Genomic DNA, 24,320 nt, shown 5'->3' with positions numbered 1-24,320 from the left:
AATTATAACTTACACAACATGGTTTTGCTTAAATACAAAGCAGCTTTAATCTTATTCCTTTTTACGGGCTATAAAATTATCGCCCAGGAAAAGGAGGTCACTTTTACTTCTTCTGATAAAGAACTTGTACAATCATTCAACTGGGCCAAGGAAACAGCACTGCATTATAAAGGCGCTGATACCGACCCCGTTGGCCCCTGGTATGAATCCGCTCTTCCGCCCAGATCGGCATTTTGTATGCGCGATGTATCGCACCAGTGCATCGGCGCCGAGATATTAGGACTTAGCCGCCAAAACACCAATATGTTTAACCTGTTTGCGGCTAATATATCCCAGTCAAAAGACTGGTGCACCTATTGGGAAATTAACAAATGGGCAAAGCCGGCACCAGATGATTACCGGAACGACAAGGAATTTTGGTATAACCTGCCTGCCAATTTCGATATTTTGAATGCAAGCTGGCGGATGTACCTTTGGACCGGCGACAGCCATTATATTAACGCCCCCGCTTTTGTTAATTTTCAGCAAAAAACGGTAAAAGAATATATAGACGCCTGGGTGCTTTATCCCGATTCTATGCTCAAAAGGCCCGCCCATCCTAATGCGCCGGCCCCTTACAACGAAAACGATGCTTTTCACAGGTGCCGCGGATTACCTTCTTACTCCGAAGGAGTGCCGAATTTAAAAACAGGTGCCGACCTGGTTGCAGCCCTGTACCGGGGAATGCTTACCTATTCGGAAATTTTGGCAACAAGAGGAAAGCTTAAAGAAGCGGCACTTTATGCGCAAAAGGCACAACAATACAGGAAACACCTGGAGGCCGACTGGTGGAACGAAAAAGACAACCAGTATTATACCTATTACAGCAACAACAGCCAATTTGGTATGCAGGAAGGAGAAACCTTTCTGCTTTGGTTTGATGCTTTAAAAGACACAGTAAGAGCAAACAAAACCATTAAACGCGTAGCTGCTTCGCGGTGGAACGTTGAAAACATGTCCTACTACCCTTACCTGCTTTACAAATTTGGTGCGTGGGAAAAGGCAAGGGAATACATCCTATTCCTATCCAACCCATCAACAGCAAGGCGGGAATATCCCGAAGTATCCTATGGTATAATTGAAGGAGTTGTGCAGGGCTTAATGGGTATTGTTCCCGATGCGCGAACCAAAACGCTGGGCACCATTTACAAAACTAACAGTGCAGGCAACGCTTCCGTTGATCACTTATCTCTTTTAAACACCAGTATCAGTTTGGCACATATAAACAGRCAACAATCAACTATTACTAATACAGGGAAACAACCATTTAAATGGAAAGCGATGTTTTATGGTTCATTTAAACGGGCTAATATCAATGGAAATGTTGTTACCTCAAAAAAAGGAACTGATGACCAAAACAAGATGATATCTTTTGTAGAAACAACCGTGACACCAGGTAAAAAAGTAAACATTAAAGTGTATTAATTTTATCGTTATTTCCATCGTCCGTCCTTATGAAATTTCTTAAAAAATTGTTTTTTTCAATTTTAGTTATCCTGTTTACTCATTTAACAATCTATGCACAACAACAAAATTTACCGGTACAAAATGACAGGTGGACCATCCAAAAAGACGGCGCCATATCCTGGAAAATAGATAGCAGGCTTCCGCATGCAGACCATATCGAAATGTCGGGCGAAAAGGTTTCGCTGTGGGTTGGCTACCGCGTAGATACGCCTGGTTTAGCTAACATTACCCGTACGGTGGTTTTCCCTACCTTCAGGATGCTGCCCGATGATACCCGAAGCCATATAGCACACACCTTTCAGGATAATGAATTGCCCCGGATCTATATCAATAATAAACTGCTGACAATTAATAATACCACCCAGGGAGTAGCGGCCGACGAGATACCCCTGAAGGTGAAAAGCATTAGCCAGCACGGTATTATGCGCATATCCGCCCAAGCCGGGAACACCAGGCTGGTAGATATTGAGCGGAGCTTGTTTCCATCGGTAGTTAAACCATTAGCCATAGAAAGATTTAAGCTGACCAACGTTAGCGCTAAACCGGTAACAGTTTCGATGGAAAAGTTAAAACGGGAGGTGACAACAGACCCGCTTACCAGCAAATCATCGCCGCATACAGTCATCATTAAATCGGTTAATGACGGTAACCATGTATTGCAGCCTGGTAAATCTTTCACCTTTTCGATTTGCTTTCTTGCCACCGACCATCCTGATGCCTTAGCTTCGGTGAATCCAGATTTGGAAGAAAAAGCCAGGGAAAAACGGATAGCAGAAATCATAAGTCCCCTGCAGCTGCAAACGCCCGATAGCATACTAAATACCGAATTTGCCTTTGCCAAAATACGCGCTACAGAAAGCATTTTTAAAACCAAAAGCGGCTATATGCACGGGCCGGGTGGCCTATCCTACTACGCCGCTATCTGGGCCAATGACCAGGCAGAGTACGTTAGCCCCTATTTTGCTTTTTCGGGCGATAGGATAGGAAACCTATCGGCCATGAATTGTTACCGGTTATTTGCCCGGTATATGAATCCGCAGTATAAACCGATACCAAGCTCCATAGTTGCCGAAGGCGATACAACCTGGAATGGTGCAGGCGACCGCGGCGACCAGGCCATGATTGCCTATGGCGCTTCAAGGTACGCGCTTACTTATGGAAACATTGATTCGGCCAAAAAACTCTGGCCATTAATAACCTGGTGCCTGGAATACAGCCGCAGGCACATTAACCAGCAAGGGGTGGTAACATCCGATGCAGATGAACTGGAAGGGCGGTTTCCTGCCGGCAAAGCCAATTTATCTACCAACTGTTTATATTATGATGCATTGATCTCCGCTGCTTTTCTTAGTGAACAACTCCAGTTATCAAAAAAAATAGCTGCCGATTACAAGCAGCAGGCCGCCCGGTTAAAAACAAATATTGAGCAATATTTCGGGGCCTCTATTAACAATTACAAAACCTATAGGTACTACGAAACTAATAATACATTACGAGCCTGGATCTGTATGCCCCTGGCCATGGGAATTTTTGACCGGAGCAAAGGCACCATCGATGCACTATTTTCCCCCCAGCTGTGGACAGCCGATGGTTTAGCTACCGAACAGGGAAAAGATACTTTCTGGGATCGCTCTACCTTATATGCCTTACGGGGAGTTTTGCAGGCTGGTGAAACAGGTAAAGCACTTACATTTTTACATTATTATTCGCGCAGAAGGCTTTTAGGTGAGCACGTTCCCTACCCTGTTGAAGCCTACCCCGAAGGCAATCAAAGGCACTTATCGGCCGAAAGCGGCCTATACTGCAGAATTTTCATTGAAGGGCTATTCGGGATCAGGCCCACCGGGCTAAATAAATTCAACTGTACCCCCAGGTTGCCCAAAAACTGGAAAACCATGTCGCTAAATAATATTCATGCCTTTGGGACCGAATTTGATTTAAAAGTTGCAAAAAAAAGAGATGGAAAAATAGAAATAACTATACATAAGGGAGAGAGCAGACATACCTATATTATTCAAAACGGAGAAACTGCGCATATCCAAATATAGTTGATTGATGTGGAGATGCTGAGACTTCATTAACCACCTATTCAGAAAAGTAAAAGATAAAGCCAAGCGATTAAGCGCTTGGCTTTATCAAAAGTCAACAATTAAAGCGCCGTAAACTTAAAGCTGTGAATAATTACTTCAACAGGCTGGTTATCGGATGGGGCATATCCGTTAAAAAGCCATAAATTAATATGTACCGGCATACTAAGTGTACTGATAGACGTGCCTGGCGTATTGAAAGTATCCGTCTGAAATTGATTCGCATCTCCATCCTGGAAACCATATAAGCTTTGCAGTTTTACACTGCTGCTGGTTCTCTTGAATCTATGGGTTGTATAAGTACCATTAGGTGTGGTAAATGAATGAGTAGTAGATCCGGGGCTTCCGGTAACACCCGTTGCCGGCCAAATTGTATAATTTAAATTATCCCAGGCGGCATTTCCCCAGCGGGCTATCTCGATATCCATTTCGTCGTGGCCATCATTACCCGAATAGTTGTACATCCCGAAAACGATATTTTTATCAAATGAGCCTAATGTTCCTTCAACCTGCCACTGGTAAGTTCCGTAACCAAGGCTTGCTGTGGTATAAACCTCTGCGCATTCCCAATGATTATTTGATGCATTTTTCGCAATTTTTAAATGCAGCCAGCCATTGGCATCAACCCAGGCATTTGATCCGTTCCAGTAATTGGGGCCGGGGCTTACCTGGCCACTCGGAGCGCTCACAACCCAGGTATAACCGGCAAACGATAAAGTGCTGTTTACTGTTTTTTGTTTTGTAACAGCAGTAGCTTTACTTGCCGATTGTACGTTTGAGCTTTCTTTTTTACAAGCTGTTATCATTACAGCTGCAAGGAGTACCAAAAACATTTTTTTCATGGTGTTTGTAAATTAAGTTGTTAAAAAATTATATAGGTTGTTTGTATTGCATGTTGTTATATAATTATATTCTTAACCTGTTTTCAATAATCTTTTAGTTACTACTCTTTAGCATTGAATTGCCTTGCGCATTAGAAACCGATGGTACTATTATGTTAATCATGTAATGACGGATAGTCCTTAGTCGAAAGTTTTAAGTTCTTAAATTGGGCTTTTGACTTAAGACTTAGTACTATTAACTTAACACTACTTTAAGGCCTGATGAAGAACAGTCAACAGGGAACTGGAGCCCGTCGCATCATAATCGGCAGCCCATAGGTATGCCCCTTTAAAGCCGTTTGCATTGATATAATTAGCCTTTTGAGTAACCAACGGAACGCCGTTATAATATGCCCCTTTGGCAATATCAGCCTTTTCTTTACCGGCGTTTGCAGGGTCGGCGGCTATGATAGCTTTGTAGGTCATGTAATCATATGAGCCCCAGCTTTCGTTGTTACCAGCCGCGTTAAGCGAGTTGTAACGCAGACCAAATGCCGGTATCCCAACAACAAGTTTACTGGCAGGTAAATGAAATGCTGTCCATATATGTGCGCCCGATACCATAAAATCATAGCTTGATGATTGCCCCACGGGTGCATCCGGGCCTATATGAATATTATCTTCAAAAGCGTGAATATTCACCCAGTCGGCCTTTGAAAGATCGGGGTACTCCCAATGCTGGTAGTTTACTGGTGCTGTAACAGTAACTAAAGCGCCCGCGGGCAAGGCCGCTTTTAATGCCGTTAAAAATGGCCCTATAGCATGAATGTTGTCTGGCGCGTTCCCAGAGTTGATATCCGTCATATAAATATCTACACCATCCAGTTTTTTACGGGCAACGTAAGCTTTTACCGAATCGATAAGCAGTTTCATAGATGTTGGGTTACGGATGGCTGTGCCAAAATCATTGCTTTCGTAAATGGCCCATCCGTCAATACCTGAAAGGTGGCCGCTGATACCCATAATAACCGGTATGCCTGCAATGTGGGCACGAGCAACAATTTCATTTACATGCTGGTTTACGTTTCCTTTGGATACATCAAGGGTTCCATCTGCAGCAACTTTACCTACCTGGTACTCCAGGTGTGTGATATTACTCCAAACCACATCGGCGGCGGTACCATCTTCTGTAAGGTTGGCCAACACAACTTTTGTATAAGGTTTAAAGGTATAGGTTGATGGATTCACCAACACTTTGGTTTGGCGCGATGTTGAATCGCCGTTGTAAGTAGCTACCAGTTTGATGGTATATTCGCCACCCGCTGTTGGGGTAAACTTAAATGCCGGATCGGCCGACATTTCTTTGCCATTTACCTGCCAGCTTATTTTAACCTTACCTGCCGGTGTAAACAACACGCCCGAAAAACTGGCGCTTGTACCTTCGTTAATGATCTGGTTTGATCCAAACACCTTCAGGTTATCAAATATTCGTGGATAATATGGATTAGCGTCCTCTTGTTTTTTAACTTCATCTTTTTTACACCCGGTAAATGCCATAAGCATTACCAGCATAAATACCGGTATAGGGGTATACTTAATCTTTTTCATGTTTAATATTTTAAAATAGTAATTGATCATTTTGAGTGTGATTTTATCACTGTATTAATGGTGCCCAGCAAGGAGTTTGCCCCTGTTGCATCCTGTCGCAATTGCCATATCATGATGCCCCCGGCCTTTGCAATCGACAGCTCCGTTTTGGCCTTTATGGTTGTGATGCCGTTGTAATAAATTATGCCTCCGCCGTTAACTGTTACCTGGTCAAGGTTCACGGCATCAGGATACGTGGCAACAATCTGGCTGAACGATATATCGGCCGGTGCGTTTGTACCAAAGCCATAACCATAAAAAGGCACTCCTAAACTGAGTTTTTCTTTGGCGATGCCACGCGTACCGCTCCAATAAGCCATGTCGTCAACCGCCATGCTATACGGCGAGTGCTGGCCCGGATTTGACGGCTTCCACGGCCCGGTTTTATCGTATGACATTACGTTGATAAAATCCAGCTTAGCCAAAGCGTTTTCAGGATACCTGCTGGCATAAACCGTAGCAACGGCAGCGGTTGTAAGCTTGCCTTTGGCCTTTAACGCGGCAGCAAGGGCGGTAACAAATGATTCGTAATTATTATCAATAAGCTCCTGCTCAATATCCACATCTATGCCATCCAGCAAATTATCATCAACAAGCTTTATGAGCCCGGCAATAAATTTAGATTGCATGGCCGGGGCTATCAATTTGCTGAAATACGCAGGCGGAGTGCCGCCTGCAATAGATGCCAGTACCTGAACCTTATTATTATGGGCCATTATGGCTACCTGTTTCAAATCGGCATCGGCGGTAAAATCCCCATCGGCATCGGGATTAATGAAAGCCACATTGAGATGGGTTATTTTGCCCATATCAATAGCCTTTGCCTCGTTAAGCAGGTTATCTCCGTACCTAAGGTAACCTACCACCCTAAAATTTGCAGCTACTGTTGTAGTAGTATCAGATTTCACCTCGGCCTTTACATTGCTTTTTTTACAGCCGATGGCATTCAGCAACACAAAAACAACAACGGTTAGCAAGGCTTTATTTTTTAATATCTTCATTTGTTATCTTCTGTCAGGTTTATTGTTTATCCCACCAAATACGTGCTGTCCAGGTATCTTTACCGCCAAGCGCGGTAATCGCAGCTGCAATGTTTGCCGAGTTTTGTTCGCGTTCGGTTAAAGGATATTCAAACCTTCGTGGTATAGTAGTTATGTCCGATTCGGCTGTTACACCTGGCACCAAAACAGGGTAACCTGTGCGCCGCCACGTGGCATATGCCTCGGGTCCGTTCATTAATTGCGCGGCCCATATTTGGGTATCTATTTGCTGCAGTTCTTTACCCGGTGCAAGCTGGTTGTCCTGTTTAAATTTCAGGATCTCGGCTGCACTCAATGTGGGTCCGGTTGGGTATAAGCCCAGTTGCAGGCAGGCAGCCTCTAAACCGTTCTCAAAATGTTGTTTGGCTGTGCCACCTAATGCCAGGCCCCACCGCGTATTAGCTTCGGCCAGCAAAAATTCAACTTCGGCATAGGTCATGTGCAAATAAGGAGCATCGCTGCGCACCATAAAATCGGCCAGTTGTACCTTTTGCCCTCCGTTTGGAACAGACAATGTACCACGTCCGGGATAATCGATATTGATAGGCCCTAAAAAGTCGTCATAATTGTATTTACCAGGGCCAACGCCTATCAGCCCAACTTGTGCTTTTACCTGTGCTGTAACATCAAGCCTGTCGGTTAATTTATCGGGGTTAACCCAGTATGCGCGTGCGATATAGTTTAGGCGCGGATCATTGGTGGCCTTCATTTCATCAAGCAACGTTGTACAAACCCTTGGGCGGCCGTCGTCCTGGTATTGGTTAATGCCTACTGATACACCGTTACCCCTTATCTCTGAATAACCATTGGTAATATTTATATAATCCAGTTTACAGATGTCATCGTTACTTGTCATTAGCCCGGCGTTGAAGGCATCTGTAGCCTCGGCTTTAGCTGTTGCATTGTCAATTTTCACCAAACGCATAGCTAACCGCAAGCGTAGCGAATTCGCGAATTTTTTCCACTTGGTTAAGTTGCCATGATATAAAAGCTCGTTGCTAACATCATCGATGCTGCCCGAACCAAGCTGGGCAACAGCTGCCTTCAGCTCCTTAAAAAAGTCGGCATAAATATCCTTTTGGGTGTCAAATTTGGGGCGTACTGTACCATTAATATAGACTTTACCTGCCTGTGTATAAGGAATATCGCCATATAAATCGGTGAGCCTTGCAAAAACATAAACCTTCATAATGCGGCAAATGGCATTCAGGTTGGGTTTAGTTGCGCTGCGTTGCACGGCGTCAACAATATTTAAAACATCATTGGGGTAGCCCAGTTCCCAAAGTTCAGACATGTACTGCCTGTCTTCAATATAAGCGCTGCCATAGCGGGTATAATAAGCGCCGCCTATTTGTTGCGCCATAGGCATTGTAAGGATGATACTTGTACGCTCATTAATAGTTACATCGCCGCCAAATCTCAACTCTACATAGTTAAGCTGATTAATAGGATCAAGGTTGGCAGATTTTGTTGGGTCGGTATTTACATCTCCAAATTTTTTGCACGAGAATAGCAATAACGGCATCAGGAGTGCAGCCAACGTATATTTGTTTAAAGTTCTTTTCATGTTGTTCGTTCTTAAATTATACATACCCTGTTAAAACCTGAAGTTGACGTTAAATCCCCAGCTTCTTCTTGAAGGTAATGAACCATACTCCAGGCCCTGGCCATTGCCGTTGTTGTAATTTGAATCGGGATCAACGTTCGGAACATTTTTATGGATAATAAATGGGTTGCGGCTTACTACAGCAACCGTAAGATCTTTAATGCCCAGTTTTGCAATTGCGGATGAAGGGAATCTGTAGCTTAGCGTTATTTCGCGCATTTTTATGTAGCTGGCATCGTAAATAAACGGCGTAGCAACACCATTGCCATCGCTATAAAATTGCGACCAGTAGTTTGAAGGATCAACCGCTGTGGTGTTCTTCGTATAAACAGGGTTTCCGTTAGCATCTGTACCGGTTTGCAAAACACCTTGTGGTATGTAGCCCTGCACTTTACCTGCTGCGCGCCATTGTTCAATGGTCATACCGGCGGTTTGGCGTTGCTCTTCAGATTTTATCCATTCGGCCCGGCCCGGTAGTGTAGAAACGTGGCTGCCCCGTATAATAGCAAACATATTGGTCATCGAAAACAAGTCGGCGCCATGTTTAATATCAATAACCGCGCTTAAGCCAAAGTTTTTGTAACGAAAGGTGTTGGCCAATCCGCCCGTCCAGCTCCAGGTGCCTTTACCAAGCACACTGCGCTCTTCGGCTTGTTTTGGCGCCAGCGTTTGCGGATCGAGCACGATGTTGCCTTGCGAATCGCGCTGATAATCAAAGCCCAAAATAGAGCCGTATGGCGAACCCGGTTTTGCCACTACTGATACGCCCAACCAGCGCGCGTCAGACAACGACAGATATGGAATACCATCGGCAAGGGATAACACTGTATTGGTATTTTTGGCGAAGTTGACATTAATCTCCCACCCAAAATCTTTGGTGGCTACCGGCGATCCATTCAATGCTATCTCGACGCCCTTATTGCCTATTACACCAGCGTTAACCAGTTGCTGCGCAAACCCTGATGATAACGGCGCCGGCACCAGGTTAATCTGATCGCGTGATTTGGAGGTATAGTAAGAAACGTCAAGATTTAACCGCTCGCCAAAAAACTTTAGCTGTGTACCAATCTCAAAAGATTTAGTACGTGTAGGTTTCAGGTTTTTGTTGGGCAATACAGTGCTGGCTATCCCCCCTACCGAGGTACCATTAAAGGTTTGCGGATAAAGGTTGTAATTTAAGTTTAACAGGTACGGGTCAGTATCGTTACCAACCTCGGCACCCGATATTCTTAATTTACCAAAAGAAAGTATTGAAGGGTTTATCTTAAAAAAATCGCTAAAGATAAAGCTTGCGGCAACCGAAGGATATACGTAGCTGTTGTTATCTTGTGGCAGGGTTGACGATGCATCTTTACGTACGCTGGCATCAACATACAGGTATGATTTATAACCAATGCTTAACAAAGCGTAAGCTCCGTTGTTGCGTTTACGGTAATGGTTTTCAACAACCGATTTATCTGAAAAGCTGTTGGGGCTTACCACATCGGGTACGTTAAGATTGATAAAAGTTGAGGTTGTACCGGGGTTATCTATCCTTGAAAAACTGCCGCCAAGCCTTAAGGCCAGGTTAAGCGATGGACTTACCTGCTTTTGGGCTGTTAACAAGGCATCGCCTTCGGTTGTGCCCATTTTTTGAGCAAACTGATCCAGCTCGCCGGCCAATGCGCCGGGTGTGGTACGCGGGCTGAATTTGTTATAAGTAAGATAAGTAAAATCGGTAGATATGCGACCTTGCAGGTTTAGCCAGCTGGTAATGATATAGTTACCTTGTAAAGTACCAATAAACCTGTTTTTACGGGTTTCGTTCCGCATTTCGTTAATCACCCAATAGGGGTCTAAACGATATTGGCCGCCTCCCCAGTCAACATAATTGCCTTCACTGTCTTTGTAGCCGTTTTTAAAGTAGGCCTGATCGACGTTATTGGCCAAGCCAACAAAGGCATTGCCTATGTTGCCCGGATCATCGGCCAGCGCGGGACGGTTAACCACATCTTCGTTAAGATACATCACCTTTGCCGATAGCGTAACCTTGCTGCCGAATTTGGAACTACCGGTGAAATTAAAAGTATTACGACGCAAATTACTACCCGGCACAATATCACGGCTGCGCATATCGGTTATTGACAAGCGGAACGATGAAATATCGTTTGAATTAGAAAAAGCTACGTTGTTGGTGGTTGTAGCGCCGGTACGAAAAAAGTTGTCGATATTGTTTTTGACCAACGCGTACGGGCGGTATTTGCCATCAAACCCAATAACCTGTAAATTAGGATCGAGCCGGGGACCGAAGTTGTTGAACAGTGTATTTTTTGCCTGCGATGGATCTACCACCATTTGCTCGGCGGTACCCTGGCCATAAATATATTGGTAATCGTTGTAATGGGTAAGCTGGTTTTCTATCGATGAGGTGCTGTTAACCTCAATACCCAGCTCTTTTTTTGAATTACCCTTTTTTGTTGTAATCAATATTACACCGTTGCCTGCGCGACTGCCATACAACGCCGAGGCCGAAGGGCCTTTCAGCACCGAGATCTTGTCGATATCATCGGGATTAATGGCCGAGATAGCATCGCCAAAATCAAAACCACCTGAATACTTCCCGCCACCTACCTGGCCATAGTTTGAGTTATCTATCGGTACGCCATCAACCACATAAAGCGGTTGGTTGTTACCCGTTATGCTGGTATTGCCCCTGATGATAACCCTTGACGAGCCCGCCGGTCCGCCGGCTGTGCTGTTGATGATAAGTCCAGGTACTTTACCGGCAAGTGAGTTGATCACATTGGGCTCGCGGGCATGTTTAAGATCGTTACCGTCCACTTCGGCGGTAGCGTAGCCTAATGAGCGCTCTTCTCTTTTAATACCAAGCGCTGTTACTACTACGGTATTCAACTCGGTAGCTTTTGTTTTAAGGGTGATCTTTACTGTTTTGATTTTATCAGTAGCGATGATTGAATGAATCTCATAACCCATCATGGCAAAGGTTATAACATCACCATTGGTTACAGTTATTACAAAGCTGCCAGTTTCATTAGTTACAGCCGACCGATTTTTGGTGGTATTTACAACGGTAACGCCCGGCAACGGCTGGTTTTGATCGTCGGTTACCTTACCGGTAAGGCTAAAATCCTCAACAACCTGCGAGCTTACTTTTGCAGTTGGCTTTTCTGATTGGATCATTACCGTTTCACCAACAATTTTATACTGGGCATGAAGTTCCTTCGTCACAAGGTCAATTACCTGTTGCAAACTTTGTTTGCTTACCGTAAGGCTGATTTTTTTTTGCAAATCAAGATCTTTAGGATTGTATGAAAAATGCACATTGGCAGCCTTCTCTATCTGGTTAAATACAGTCGGTATCGGTGTATTTTTCCAATTGAAAGAATAGGCCTGTGTTGATGACTGCGCGTACCCGGAGAAAGATACAATCAATAATATTGACGGTATCATCCTCTGCAGCATCCAGGAGAGCAATCGTGAACGGAGTAGTGGTTTTTGCATATAGTTTGGGTTTTTAAATATTTAAAATCATTAGGTTTAAATTCAGAATATCAGTTTTATGACGTTGCCGTCCTGTTTGTAGGTAAAATGATTGGTAAAGCCAATAGCGTCCAGTACTTCGGCAATGCTTTTTCCGCTAAACTCGCCGGTAAATGATATACTGTCACCCGCTTTATCAACCGGGGCAATTACTATCCCGTACATGGCCTTCATTTTCAGGGCAATCTCCGCCAAGCCGGCACTTTTAAACACCAGTTTTCGGTTTATCCAGTTTTGAAGGTCGTTGGCATTAAAGTTGGTTTGGGTAAATACCTTGTCGCCTTTAAAAAGCGTGGCTTTCTGACCTGGTATAAGGGTTACATCGGCCACTTCCAAATCGGGCTGCGTACACTCAACTTTAACCTTACCGGTTGATAACATTACACTTGCCACACCCGCTCCGGAATAGCTTTCAACCTTAAATGAGGTACCAAGGGCGGTTGTGGCCGTTTTACCGGTAATTACAACAAAGGGTTTACGCTTATTTTTTGTAACAGAAAAGAAAGCTTCACCGCTTAGTAAGAGGTGGCGGTTATGGGCATTATAATCGGTGGCAATTTTTAAAGAGGTTGCCCCATTAAGCAGCGCTGTGCTTCCATCGGGCAGGCGAATAAATTTGCGTTCACCGGCACCGGTTTGCCCTACCAGGGTATAGTTATGATCGTTAGCCGCGCTGTAAAGAGCCGCGCCTGTAGTATTGGTAGTTAACTGATACACCGCGAATGCGCCTGCCATAATTAATAACGCAGCAGCAACGGTCATCCATCGCATAAAATAATTACGTAAGCCAATAATCCTGCCTTCGGGTTGTTCTGCTTCAACTGTTTCGTCCAATGCGCTTTTAAGGCGTTCAAGCCCTGCGGCCTTTTCTGCAGCGCCAACTTTAATGCCCAATAACAGGCATAACTCGCGGGCATCATCCATTTTTTTGCCAATACCTGGGTTTTGGGCCAATATATTTTCCCATTTGGCAATAGCTTCTGCATTCTCGGCATAGCAGTATGCCACAAAGCTATCGTCAGTTAAAAAGTCTTCTGTTTGGTATGAAGAATAGTCCATTTGTAATATAATTTGAAACGTTTACATACAAGTGCAATAGATTATWCTTTTTTACCAATGCTTTTCAAAATAAATTTTATGTTTCAGTTTTCAGGACAGCGCTATTGCATTATTCAATAAGTATTATGTAGTTTTATAAAAATTTTAAAAAGTTAACCATTTGTAAATCATGCGTTAATTTTCAATATTTAGATGGAAGTATCAAAAACAGTGCTGATGAGTCCTAAACACAAGGACATTTACAAGAACTGGCAATTGCTTGCAGAAGGTGAAAAGCAGGGACTTTATGAATGCTTTAATATTTTTTATGATGATTTATATCGCTTCGGGCTTTCTCTTTACAAAAACCCCGAGCTTGTAAAGGAGGGTATCCATAATTTATTTTTAGAACTTTGGAAGATCAGGCATAAACTGGCCGATGTGCAGAACATCCAGCAATATACGCTGACCATTTATAAGCGGATATTATATAAAACGTATCAGCAATTATCAGCCGAAACTCAAACAGGCCATTTGATAGATGAGCTATCTATAGAAGATATCCCGGCCGAACCCTCCTATGAGTCGATACTGATAGCCAGCCAGCATGATGAGCATATGAAAAAAAGGTTGCAAAAGGCGCTGAACGAGCTATCGCCCAGGCAGAAAGAAATTATCCGCCTTCGGTACTTTGATGCCGTTTCATTTAAAGATATTGCCGACCAAACAGGCCTGAGCGAACGCACCGTTTACAACACTTTGCACAATGCCATCAAGGTTCTGCGCGATGTAATTTGCTGGGTAATCATTTTTAAGGGAAGCAGAGCGATCCATTAATTGACATAATTGGACACTAACGAGGGCAGATGACGATTCCCTGTTGCTAAAAACGGTAACTACCTGCAGAAAACATAACACCATATTTTGCCGTACTCAACTACAATACAACCGAAAACAACGAGCACATGTACCGGTTAAAGGTTTTGCCCCCATCCGGACGGAAAAACAGAAAAAACCATTAAGCTATTATTTTTTAATTTGCCTGATGTAATCCAATAATCACCTGGTTTTTAAATAGATCAAGTATTGCTACACCTTATCAGCATTAAAAATTTGCTTCCCCTAATACCTCTCAAGTTCTTTTTAGATAGAAAATTTTAAGGCGGTTCATAGGGTTGGCCAACAATATAGTTTCGTACTATGCTTTGTATGCTTATCTTGTGATGGAATATCGACAGGAGAAGTATTCGGGATGCAGACAAAATCAGAACTTTATCAAAATGCGGCCTCGTTGGCCGGGCTGGGAATCTGGGAGCGCAATTTCCTGGAGGGGACATTTTACTGGAATAAGATCATCTTCCAGATTATGGAGGTTGACGACGACTATAAGGGCTCGATGGAGGATGTCATATTTTTTTACCGGGAACCAGCGAAGGTGAGGGCCTTAATAGATAAAGCGATTGTTTCAGGGCTGCCAGAAAGAGGCGAACTGGAAGTACTCACTGCGAAAAACACCCAAAAATGGGTTGAAGTGCGCGTACAGGCAGAATCGGCCGATGACCGCTGCACGCGCCTTTATGGCACGCTAACCGACATTACAGACAGGCGCTTGCAGGCTATGGCCCTGGAAGAAAGGGAACAACGCTTCTCCAAAGCGTTTGATCATGCGCCGATCGGGATGGCGCTGGTATCGCTCAACGGGGGCTGGATAAAGGTGAACACCAGCCTATGCCAGCTTTTTGGCTATACAGAACCGGAATTCCTCGGTCACACTTTTCAGGAATTCACTTATCCGGCAGACCTGGAAAGCGACCTCGAGCAACTCAATTTACTTGTTGCAGGTGACATCGGCTCCTATACAATGGAAAAAAGGTACTACCATGCTGATGGCCGGATCATATGGGCCCTGCTGAGTGTTTCGCTGGTAAGAAGCGAGAGCGGTGCACCCCTTTACTTCGTTTCGCAAATTAAAGATGTTACCGACCAAAAAAACAGCATGGAGATCATTCGCCTCCAAAACGACCGGCTCCTGAATTTTGCGCATATCGTATCGCATAACCTCCGTTCACATTCTGGCAATATCCGGATGCTGACGAGCATGATCCTGGAAGAAACAGACCCGGCAGAAAAAGAGACTCTGGTGCAAATGCTTGACGGGAATGCTGCCAGCCTGCTGGAAACCCTGGCGCATTTGAACGAGGTGGTGAAGGTTCAGGAGAGCAGCGCAGACACAAGGGTAAGAATCGACCTGGCACATGAAGTAGAAAGAGGGCTAAATATCCTTTCTGCCTCTATCCGCGCCAGTAATGCAAGTATAATTAAAGATATGGATGATGGAATCACAGTTGTGTTTAATCCGGCTTACCTGGAGAGTGTACTGGTTAACCTGATAGGCAATAGCCTTAAATACCAGCATCCGGAGCGCCGGCCCGAAATAAAGATAAGCGCCAACCTGGATGACGGAGTGCCATTGCTTATCATCGCAGATAACGGTTTAGGGATCGATCTGGCCCTGCATGGCCACAAACTATTTGGTATGTATAAAACCTTTCACCGCCATCCTGATGCCAGGGGCATGGGGCTTTTCCTGGTAAAAAACCAGGTAGAGGCTATGGGTGGGAGGATTTGGGCCGAGAGCCAGCCCGGTGTTGGCACTTCTTTTTTTATTCAGTTTACACCCCTTATACATGAAAAAAATTGATATCGCCTGTCTGATCGATGACGATAAAATATTTACCTTTTTGATTTCCAAACAAATGCGCCTGGTAAATTTTTGTGAGCGCCTGCTTGTTTTTAATGCCGGCGATGAGGCGCTGGATTATTTAAAATCGGCGATAAAAATCCGGGAGAACATGCCTTCAGTAATCCTGCTTGACATCAACATGCCAGTGCTTGACGGATGGCAGTTCCTTGACGAGTTTATCAAATTCGATGTGCCCGAAAAAATAACGATTTACATCATCAGTTCTTCTATTGATCAGGCAGACCGGCTTAAAGCCGCAAGTTACCAGGAAGTTTCCAACTTTTATATAAAACCAATTACGAATGACGACCTGATTGAGATGCTGAACGGCACCAGGATTTGACGAAATGTAGCGCGAAACGACATCTTGAAAGGGGGACGCGGACAGCAGAAAAAATCTTAACATTAATTATTTCGAAACACAAAAATGAACGGGTCCACTGGGACAGCCTTGCAGAATCCGCACGGTTTTATTGATGAATTGACTAAAATAGGCGGTTTTTCAAAAATTATCGATTATGATCTTAAAAAAGAATAAGCCCCTAAGTAGATCGTAATTGGGGAAGTAAAGAAACGAATGAGCATGAAAACCCTTCATATTTTTATCATCTGTACTGTAGCAGTATCGGCTAAAGTGTGGCTAATCGCACCGTACCTTTTCCAAAAACAATACAAATCAGACAATTACTTTAACATTGCAATCCAGACCCGGTTTTCATATGCCGAAGAATTCTAAAGCTGTCTTTCTCTTTATTACATATTGACCATTATTTGGCTGTGAGCTTATAAAGTGAACCTCAACCGAAATTCCGTTGGCTGATGTCTTTAAACCTAATGCCGTTTTTTAATAGTTTTGCACCCCTGCAAACATCTGGGTTTATAAGGATAATAATAGTAAGATATATTTTTCAATTTTTGCGTTCGTTAAATTTAACAGGATTTATTTTTCCGGGAAAATGGAACCTGTTATATGAAAAAAGTCAAAGTCAGCCGCCCCTCCTATATTTTTTGTGGCATAATTAAACAAAGCAAAACGATAGCCCATGAAATGCGGAAAGGTATAGGCCATTTTTAATTGCGTGCCCAATGGTATCCACGTTTTCCCGTCCAGGCTATAAAAAAAATCTGCCACGTCTTTTCTGTTCGTAAAATTGCATTCCGCCTTAAAGTATACTACCTTTTGGTTTAAGGGGATTGTTTGTGCTTCTACAGGTTTTCCGGTGCTTGCATTGATCATGACGACAGCTTTGCTATCCCCGGTTATTTTGACACCTGCCAACCCGTAATTTTTTTGCAAAAGGCCCAAACCCGCGAAATCACCATCTTTCATATTAGAAACGTCGAGCGAAACTGCCCCTGAGCATACCGGGCCGATAGTGCGTTGTGTCAATGTATTTCGAGCCGCCAGGAAATTGGTGTCAATCCTGCCGGTGCTGAGCCGTAAATACCCTTTCCGCGCGGTAACAGACCACAAGCTATTATCCGGGTTATGATTCCATTGCCAAACCAGTGGTAATGCACGTTCACCTTTTTTACGGGTAAACTCGTCTGAAGCGACGATGCCCGGGATCAAACCTTTACCGGCCGGAAGGTCGAGTGTATCGGTCACTTTGCCGTGATTGCCCAAAACGGGCCATCCATCCTCCCACTTTACAGGTACCAAATAGGGAATACGGCCCACCGAGCCATAATCACGGAACAAATAAGAATACCAGGCTCCATTTGGCGCTTCAACCAATCCACCTTGTGCCACACCCAGGTCCTGGAGGCCAATTCGCCCTTCGTACGGGCCAGTGATTTTATCTGCCCGGTGTATGATAACAGTGCGTACGTGGCCCGGTGGCCATGTAATATTAAAAAGATAATATTTGCCTTTTATCTTAAACAACTGAGAGCCCTCCGGACCGAGGCCAATGCCGCCCGAAGGCACGTTTGCTTTTTTAATGATAACCTGGTCCGTTCCGCCAGGCTTTATACCGGAAAGATCGTCCTTTAATTCAACTAACCTTAAATCTCCGCTCCCGCTAATCATATAAACCTTTCCGTCATCATCAAAAAACAAGGAGTGATCACCCAGGTCGGGGGCAAATGACCTGGCTTTCCATGGGCCTTTTTCGATATTTTTAGTACTGTAAATGTGCATTTTGCCGGTATTTGCAGAAAATGTGCTTACATAATAGGTACCATTATGGAAACGGATAGAACTTGCCCACGAGCCCTCCCCATACATATTTTTGCCATTTGTAAGATTTGTTGCATCAATATTTGCTAAAGTATCGTACGCATAACCCACCGTCTTCCAGTTCACCAGGTCGTTCGACTTCATAATCGGTACACCGGGACTCATGTGCATCGTTGTGCTGCTCATGTAATAGCTATTGCCTACACGCTCTATGGATATATCCGGTACATCTGCGTAAATAATGGGATTAGTGGCTTTTTGCGCATATAAACACGGCACTATAAGCGTGATAATTAAGGCCATCATCCATAACCTGTAAATCGCATTTCTCATATTGACATTTTTTTGTCCTGGTATTCTTATCTGGTTTTATTTAGTTTCTTACTTGGTTTCAACTATTTAGTTAATGTATTTATTTGAAGCATGCTTACTGAATATGGATCGAAAGTCTTTGTAAACTTAGCGCCTGCCACTTTTATCCTGGAGGTAACCGGAACTATTTTTACCGGATCGCTGATCGTGTTCGTATCTTCGGGTTTATTGCCTTTTATTACTACCAGGGTACCTTCTGGTGACAAATTTCCGGCACCATTTAAATCGATATCAACCTGCTGCGGCTTTCCTGTTGTATTTACTACTTTAAGAAACAGTTTCCCCGTTTTGGTGTCCCGGGTAGCTACATAAAACATGGCGGGTATAGGTTTGGGCATTTTATTGGCGGCACTGTCCTGTTTGGTAGCAGGCCGCGTTTGGGTGGGGATATTGGCGCCCGCTATAGACACCACTTTATTGCCGATATAGCTATTAAACATCTTCTGCACGTAATACGATGGCGAACCAAAGCTTTTTAAAGCATCGTAACCTATCAGGTCCGAGTCCCATTGCCAGGCTTTTGGCGCAGTTGCCGTGGCTTTATTTATATTTACAAATAATGGCGCGTAGCATGACAAGATAACCAGGTCTGAATTTCGTTCCATGCCTGTCATCCAGGCGGCATCGCCCAGGGCGGCGTTCATATTGGTGGTTGGTTCGCCTTCACGCGTTGCCCACTCTCCTACAAACACTTTATAGCCTTTACGGTCGTACTTATCATAACGTGCCGCATCCTCTTCCATTTCCCAGGCAGTGCGGTAATAATGTTCATCTACAATTTCGGGCTTGCGAATGGTTAATTTACCCCTGGTCCCAAGCCAGTCCTTACCGCCGATGGTTGCAATACAGTGAAGGTTAGGGTATTTGGCTTTAATGCCATCATAAAACTGGGCAAAACGTCCGTCGTAACTGCCAGACGCGTCAAACCCGTCTTCGTTACCAATCTCCACATAGCTGAGTTTAAAAGGCGCCGGGTGTCCATCTGCGGCACGCTTGGCGCCCCAGTAGGTGTGTACATCGCCCGTAACATATTCAATTTCATCAAGCGCATCATCTACGTACGGCTTTAAAAGCGGGCCTGCGTCCACATGGTCGCCATCGAGTGAATAGCCGGCATGAACGGCAAGAAGCGGTTCCATTTTCAGGTCTTCGCACCATTCTAAAAATTCAAGTAAGCCCATTCCGTCGGTAGGGCGATAGCCCCATGAGCCGGTATGGCCGGGCCGTCCTTCAAGCGGCCCCAAAGTAGTTTTCCACGGAAACGCATCGGTCAATTTTGGGCCTTCAAGGAAATTACCGCCGGGGAAACGTAAAAAGCGGGGTTTCATATCGGCCAATAACTTCATGATATCTACCCGGTTACCATTGGGGCGGTTATGATAAGTTGGCGGAAATAAAGAGACGAGGTTAAAATAATAAACCCCGGTACGGTTTGTCGAAATAACAAAACGGGCGGCAGATGTTGGTTTAACATCTGCGCCGGTTGTTAATTTAAGTTCATATTTTTTCCAAAATGCGCTTTTTACCAAATTAATAGTCCCCGAAGCATATACCGTTTTACCGTCATTGCTTTCTATACTCACGGTTATAGGCCCGGCAGTATTATCAGCAATTACCGGAACTGCAGTTTTAGGCGCGGGAGCCCATTGCTCGGTCAATGGCTTGCTTTCCATACCTTTAATATAAAAAGAGGCGGTATAAGTTGTATTAGGCAAAACAGGTATGCCCCAATAACCTTCATTTGCAATGCCGGCCCGGCCACCGCTGGTATCCACCAACAATCTTAAACAAGTGGTTAACGCGCCATTAATTGCATGGCGCCGCTCATCTGCAGGTATATAGTTGGGGTTTGCGGCAACTAATTGAATGGTGGCCTTCGCGCCACCTTCCTTGATTACGCTCCAGCCTTCCGGCGTATTTGGATTATCCTTAAATATCCTGTTCCTGATCAGCTCGGCATACAAACCCCCATCGTACGAATGGTTGATCTCTTCGGTCATCAACCCATACAGTTGCGGACTTACATCTGCGCCGGGTTTAGTTAAATTAAGCGTAAGCTTAGGATTTTGCGCTTTCAGGCTTGTCGCTGTAAACAGGAACAGGCACAAAATTGAAATGGGTAATAACTTTTTCATCATGAAAGTTAATATTATTTGTTGTGTTTTTTACACTTATTTTATAAGACCAACGGGGTATTTCCATTGAAAATTATTTCTCAGTTTATCGGTATTCGGAAGTCCGGTTCACAGATTTTCCATAAACTTCACACTGCTTCTGAAATGGGTTTATTTAACCAAGATTTTTACTGTTTTTGAAATATTGCGTGATGAATTACCTAACTGAAGGATGTATTCGCCGGCTTCGGTATTCCATGCTTTTTTTGTCTCGTCATAAAAAGCCAAATCTCCAACCTTTACATCCAGTTCAACTGTTTTCGTTTCGCCCGGTTGCAGAAAAACTTTTTGGAAAGCTTTTAGTTCTTTTTCAGGACGCAAAACTGAACTGACCGGATCACTTACATATAATTGCACAACTTCGGCCCCGTAGCGGCTGCCTGTGTTTTTGATAGTGAATTTTGCGTGGATAGTTTCATTTTTTTCGTAAGTTGTTTTATCGGCCGAAAAATGGCTGATGGAAAAATCAGTATAGGAAAGCCCATAACCAAAAGGGAATTCCGGTTGAATTTTCTTCGTGTCGTACCAGCGGTAGCCAACCAGTATGCCCTCTTTATATTCGGCCGTAGCGCCTTCGCCCGGATAAGTATTTAAAGCGAAAGCAGGGGAATCTTTTAACGAGACCGGGAAGGTAAACGGCAGCTTTCCCGACGGATTGATGACACCTTTTAATACATCAGCCAGTGCAATCCCAGCCTCCGAGCCGTTAAACCACGACCAGACAACCGCATGGTTGGCTTTTTTAATTTCATTCAGATTATACGGAGCGCCGCCCATGATTACAATGATGGTATTAGGATTAACCGCCGTAACCGCGGTAACCAACGCCTGCTCGCCAAAGGGCAGTTCCAGGCTTTTACGATCATGCGCTTCACTTTCATATTCCCGATTTGAACCGATACATAAAATGGCAACATCGCTGGTTTTAGCAAGCGCTACCGCCTCATCAATCAATTTTTGATCGGGCCAGTCATAGCCACGATTTTGTTCGTCACTATTACTTGCCAGGTAGGTTGCTTTATAGCCCTGCGCAAAGCTGATACTGGCTGTTTTGCCGAACCTTGATTTTATACCGTCTAATGCTGTTATCTCGTGTTGCGCTTTTACACCGGCGCCATACCCACCCAAAGCAAATGTGCGGATGGCATTATCGCCGATGACCGCAATACTTTTAATCTTATCTGCTTTTAAGGGCAGCAACCGGCTGTCGTTTTTTAGCAGGACTATAGATTCTGTCGCGATATCATATGCGGCTTTGGTATGCGCCTGTGTAGCGATCGATCCTTTAGGATGGTTAGTGCTCATGGAGGTGTGATACATCACCCACAAAATCCTGCGTACTTTATCATCTATTATTTTTACCGGAACCTGCCCTTCTTTAACAGCTTTAAGTAAGGGTTGGGCAAAATACCATTGATCATACGGCCCGCTTGATCCCATTTCAATGTCCAACCCGTTATTGGCCGCGGCAACGGTATGGTGCGTCCCGGACCAATCCGACATGACCACTCCTTTAAAGCCCCATTCGTTTTTTAGCACCTTATTTAATAAAAAATCATTCTCGGAACACCAATAACCATTCAGCTTATTGTAGGCCGACATAATGGTGTAGGCATACCCTTGCTGTATGGCTGCTTTAAACGCCGGGAAATAAATTTCGCGTAATGCCCTTTCATCAACTATCGTGTTTACGCTATCGCGGTTAAGTTCCTGATTATTGGCGGCAAAATGTTTTATACAGGCTGCCACATGCTGGCTTTGAATTCCTTTTACAGATTGAACAGCCAATTGGCTGTTCAAATAAGGATCTTCTGAATAATATTCATAGGTACGGCCGCAAAGCGGCATCCTGCAAATATTGAATGCCGGTGCCAGCATTACAATCTTTTTACGGGCATTGGCCTCCTCCCCTATTACAACTCCATATTTGTTAGCCATAACCGGGTTCCAGGTAGCGGCTATGGCCGAGCCATTTGGCAAGAATGTGGCAGAATCGGTTGTCCAGTTAGCCGAAGCCCAATCAAAACGCTTGATTTCTTCACGTACGCCTAATGGGCCATCATCGCAGGTAAGTTCCGGGATGCCTAAACGGGGTACGCCTGCCGAGGAAAACAGCGCGTTGCCGTGAAGCATTCCTATCTTTTCTTCCAGCGTCATTTTGCTGACGATGTTGCTGATCTTCGCTTTAAGCGCAACCTCACCTTTGTTTTGTGCCGAAACGCCGCCGGCCACTAAAAATGCCATAAAACAGGCAATGGTATATTTCATAAATATTTCTTTTCTTCTTGTCGGTGCTGTTTATCTGCAGCCGTAAGTTTCAACAGACCCTGCTTTAAGGCCGGCCAGGCCAGCCATTTTCTTCTTTTAAGTTTTCAACTTGTTGCGTGGGCATGCCCATATCCAGATAGCGTATCGTTGAAATCTTATTTTGAAAGGTAACGCATCCCATAATGTTCTAAACATTTTTGAGTGAACTTCTTAATAAGAACCAGGCCCTCGTTACACATTTTTTTCGATTCCGGCGTTAAGATGGGGTTACCGACGATAGTAACGTGCTCCTTAAGCAACATACCAATCGTATCAAAATTCTCTATCAAAGCTTTAATTTCAGCTTCATCTAATTCCGGCGCCTTGGAAATCATTTGATTTTTCATGTTCTAGTTTTTAACCAGGTATCATTTGCCGCGGATATTGTCATGCGTTCAAATAGATCATTGTTGATTTCCATCATGTTGAAAACAGAATTGTCAGAGTTAGAAAAAATGCCGGGACCTCTCAGTAAAGGCCCCAGGCATCCACTTATATTCAACTAAAACTCTCTCTTATTTAATTTTCAAATTTTTGATCTTTTATCTTAAAACTCCGGGTATTTTTAAAGCCCCACCCCTCTTTTCAGCGGAGTTGGGCATGCAGGCAATTACTGTTTATATCCTGCTTTAATGGCATCCATCATACGCTGATCAAGCACCTGCCTGGCTCCCAAAAGAGAAAGGCTTAACCGTTTCACCTAATCGGCAGTAACAGCCCGTTTTGATCGAACGTCTACTTATAAATAGCATCAATAAACCAGCAACCGGACTTAATAAAACTTCCATTCATCAAACAAAAAACCCTCTCCATTAAATACAAAATAGATATTCCCTACTCCTTTCTTTATGTTCAGTTCTATTTTCTTTGAGAGCGTAGTCCAGTCCTTCGCATCACATATAAGGGAAACAAGAGCCGGGCCTTTAAGATTATTTACATAAACATCAATTCTACCTGTTCCTTTCACCCGGGCTTCGAATTTGGCAGGAACCTGTTTGCTAAAATCGGCTCCCCGCACCATAAGACATTGTTTATCTATTTTTCCTATGGCAACCATATTACCCTCATTGCCATCAGCTTCGAACTGGACTTGCCCCGAAGTGCCCGCCGTGGTTTCTGCTTGCTSAACAACGAATGGATTTAACAGGTTAAGTTGTGAGGGGCCTTTAAAAGTTGCGCTGACCATGGGTAAAGTCACATCACCCCCTTCATCTACCTGTATTGGTTCGATACCCGCATTACGAAAACCACCCTTGG

Annotated in this window: 16 protein-coding genes; 5 read left to right on the top strand and 11 right to left on the bottom strand. The window is 44.1% G+C overall.

Features of this window, described 5'->3' with window-relative positions; translation table 11 throughout:
* The first annotated feature begins 18 nt into the window (after positions 1-18).
* Positions 19-1,464, top strand: coding sequence for a hypothetical protein (locus AC1DV1_RS22805; protein WP_477363946.1), 1,446 nt, complete (start codon positions 19-21; stop codon positions 1,462-1,464).
* A 29-nt stretch (positions 1,465-1,493) separates the two neighbouring features.
* Positions 1,494-3,554, top strand: a complete 2,061-nt coding sequence (locus tag AC1DV1_RS22800) for a hypothetical protein (RefSeq protein WP_477363943.1) — start codon at positions 1,494-1,496, stop codon at positions 3,552-3,554.
* A 101-nt stretch (positions 3,555-3,655) separates the two neighbouring features.
* On the opposite strand, the gene AC1DV1_RS22795 is transcribed toward AC1DV1_RS22800, so the two are convergent.
* The 6 genes from AC1DV1_RS22795 to AC1DV1_RS22770 all read right to left on the bottom strand — a co-directional run bounded on the left by AC1DV1_RS22795 (position 3,656) and on the right by AC1DV1_RS22770 (position 13,306).
* On the bottom strand, positions 3,656-4,435 hold the full coding sequence (locus AC1DV1_RS22795) for a glycoside hydrolase family 16 protein (RefSeq protein ID WP_477363940.1): 780 nt from the start codon (positions 4,433-4,435) through the stop codon (positions 3,656-3,658).
* Positions 4,436-4,681: 246 nt separating this feature from the next.
* On the bottom strand, positions 4,682-6,022 hold the full coding sequence (locus tag AC1DV1_RS22790; RefSeq protein WP_477363937.1) for a glycoside hydrolase family 18 protein: 1,341 nt from the start codon (positions 6,020-6,022) through the stop codon (positions 4,682-4,684).
* Positions 6,023-6,048: 26 nt separating this feature from the next.
* Positions 6,049-7,062: a glycosyl hydrolase family 18 protein gene (locus tag AC1DV1_RS22785; RefSeq protein ID WP_477363934.1), complete on the bottom strand. Its 1,014-nt coding sequence runs from the start codon at positions 7,060-7,062 to the stop codon at positions 6,049-6,051.
* 19 nt (positions 7,063-7,081) lie between these two features.
* Positions 7,082-8,668 (bottom strand): SusD/RagB family nutrient-binding outer membrane lipoprotein, encoded by a 1,587-nt coding sequence (locus AC1DV1_RS22780; protein ID WP_477363931.1) that lies wholly within the window; start codon positions 8,666-8,668, stop codon positions 7,082-7,084.
* A gap of 30 nt (positions 8,669-8,698) precedes the next feature.
* On the bottom strand, positions 8,699-12,208 hold the full coding sequence (locus AC1DV1_RS22775) for a SusC/RagA family TonB-linked outer membrane protein (protein ID WP_477363928.1): 3,510 nt from the start codon (positions 12,206-12,208) through the stop codon (positions 8,699-8,701).
* 42 nt (positions 12,209-12,250) lie between these two features.
* Positions 12,251-13,306: a FecR family protein gene (locus AC1DV1_RS22770; RefSeq protein ID WP_477363925.1), complete on the bottom strand. Its 1,056-nt coding sequence runs from the start codon at positions 13,304-13,306 to the stop codon at positions 12,251-12,253.
* A 192-nt stretch (positions 13,307-13,498) separates the two neighbouring features.
* Here AC1DV1_RS22770 and AC1DV1_RS22765 point away from each other — a divergent pair, with 192 nt between their 5' ends.
* From AC1DV1_RS22765 to AC1DV1_RS22755, 3 genes are all read left to right on the top strand, one after another.
* The gene (locus AC1DV1_RS22765; protein WP_477363922.1) at positions 13,499-14,122 is read left to right on the top strand and encodes an RNA polymerase sigma factor; all 624 of its coding nucleotides are present in this window, start codon (positions 13,499-13,501) and stop codon (positions 14,120-14,122) included.
* Between the two features lie 415 nt (positions 14,123-14,537).
* Positions 14,538-15,986, top strand: a complete 1,449-nt coding sequence (locus AC1DV1_RS22760) for a sensor histidine kinase (protein WP_477363919.1) — start codon at positions 14,538-14,540, stop codon at positions 15,984-15,986.
* Positions 15,973-16,371, top strand: a complete 399-nt coding sequence (locus AC1DV1_RS22755; RefSeq protein WP_477363916.1) for a response regulator — start codon at positions 15,973-15,975, stop codon at positions 16,369-16,371. The genes AC1DV1_RS22760 and AC1DV1_RS22755 overlap by 14 nt, the downstream gene beginning before the upstream one ends.
* Before the next feature lie 597 nt (positions 16,372-16,968).
* Here the strand turns inward: AC1DV1_RS22755 and AC1DV1_RS22750 are convergent.
* The 5 genes from AC1DV1_RS22750 to AC1DV1_RS22730 form a co-directional block, all read right to left on the bottom strand.
* Positions 16,969-18,543, bottom strand: coding sequence for a glycoside hydrolase family 43 protein (locus AC1DV1_RS22750; RefSeq protein WP_477363913.1), 1,575 nt, complete (start codon positions 18,541-18,543; stop codon positions 16,969-16,971).
* A 62-nt stretch (positions 18,544-18,605) separates the two neighbouring features.
* Positions 18,606-20,720 carry an alpha-L-arabinofuranosidase C-terminal domain-containing protein gene (locus tag AC1DV1_RS22745; protein ID WP_477363910.1) on the bottom strand — a complete coding sequence of 705 codons (2,115 nt, stop codon included), beginning with the start codon at positions 20,718-20,720 and terminating at the stop codon, positions 18,606-18,608.
* A 147-nt stretch (positions 20,721-20,867) separates the two neighbouring features.
* Positions 20,868-23,024 (bottom strand): glycoside hydrolase family 3 C-terminal domain-containing protein, encoded by a 2,157-nt coding sequence (locus AC1DV1_RS22740; RefSeq protein WP_477363907.1) that lies wholly within the window; start codon positions 23,022-23,024, stop codon positions 20,868-20,870.
* Between the two features lie 155 nt (positions 23,025-23,179).
* Positions 23,180-23,410 carry a hypothetical protein gene (locus AC1DV1_RS22735; protein WP_477363904.1) on the bottom strand — a complete coding sequence of 77 codons (231 nt, stop codon included), beginning with the start codon at positions 23,408-23,410 and terminating at the stop codon, positions 23,180-23,182.
* Between the two features lie 425 nt (positions 23,411-23,835).
* Positions 23,836-24,320 (bottom strand): hypothetical protein (locus AC1DV1_RS22730; RefSeq protein WP_477363901.1); only part of this gene is annotated, 485 nt, incomplete at its 5' end.

Source organism: Mucilaginibacter sp. P4_D1 (genome assembly GCF_056401935.1).
This window is presented reverse-complemented; position numbering and strand designations above follow the sequence as displayed.

Bases quoted from the DNA above. Each gene is read 5' to 3' on its own strand.
- AC1DV1_RS22790 (WP_477363937.1), bottom strand. From the start codon at position 6,022: ATGAAAAAGATTAAGTATACCCCTATACCGGTATTTATGCTGGTAATG.
- AC1DV1_RS22785 (WP_477363934.1), bottom strand. From the start codon at position 7,062: ATGAAGATATTAAAAAATAAAGCCTTGCTAACCGTTGTTGTTTTTGTG.
- AC1DV1_RS22765 (WP_477363922.1), top strand. From the start codon at position 13,499: ATGGAAGTATCAAAAACAGTGCTGATGAGTCCTAAACACAAGGACATT.
- AC1DV1_RS22770 (WP_477363925.1), bottom strand. From the start codon at position 13,306: ATGGACTATTCTTCATACCAAACAGAAGACTTTTTAACTGACGATAGC.
- AC1DV1_RS22760 (WP_477363919.1), top strand. From the start codon at position 14,538: ATGCAGACAAAATCAGAACTTTATCAAAATGCGGCCTCGTTGGCCGGG.
- AC1DV1_RS22755 (WP_477363916.1), top strand. From the start codon at position 15,973: ATGAAAAAAATTGATATCGCCTGTCTGATCGATGACGATAAAATATTT.
- AC1DV1_RS22795 (WP_477363940.1), bottom strand. From the start codon at position 4,435: ATGAAAAAAATGTTTTTGGTACTCCTTGCAGCTGTAATGATAACAGCT.
- AC1DV1_RS22735 (WP_477363904.1), bottom strand. From the start codon at position 23,410: ATGAAAAATCAAATGATTTCCAAGGCGCCGGAATTAGATGAAGCTGAA.
- AC1DV1_RS22800 (WP_477363943.1), top strand. From the start codon at position 1,494: ATGAAATTTCTTAAAAAATTGTTTTTTTCAATTTTAGTTATCCTGTTT.
- AC1DV1_RS22745 (WP_477363910.1), bottom strand. From the start codon at position 20,720: ATGATGAAAAAGTTATTACCCATTTCAATTTTGTGCCTGTTCCTGTTT.
- AC1DV1_RS22740 (WP_477363907.1), bottom strand. From the start codon at position 23,024: ATGAAATATACCATTGCCTGTTTTATGGCATTTTTAGTGGCCGGCGGC.
- AC1DV1_RS22780 (WP_477363931.1), bottom strand. From the start codon at position 8,668: ATGAAAAGAACTTTAAACAAATATACGTTGGCTGCACTCCTGATGCCG.
- AC1DV1_RS22750 (WP_477363913.1), bottom strand. From the start codon at position 18,543: ATGAGAAATGCGATTTACAGGTTATGGATGATGGCCTTAATTATCACG.
- AC1DV1_RS22775 (WP_477363928.1), bottom strand. From the start codon at position 12,208: ATGCAAAAACCACTACTCCGTTCACGATTGCTCTCCTGGATGCTGCAG.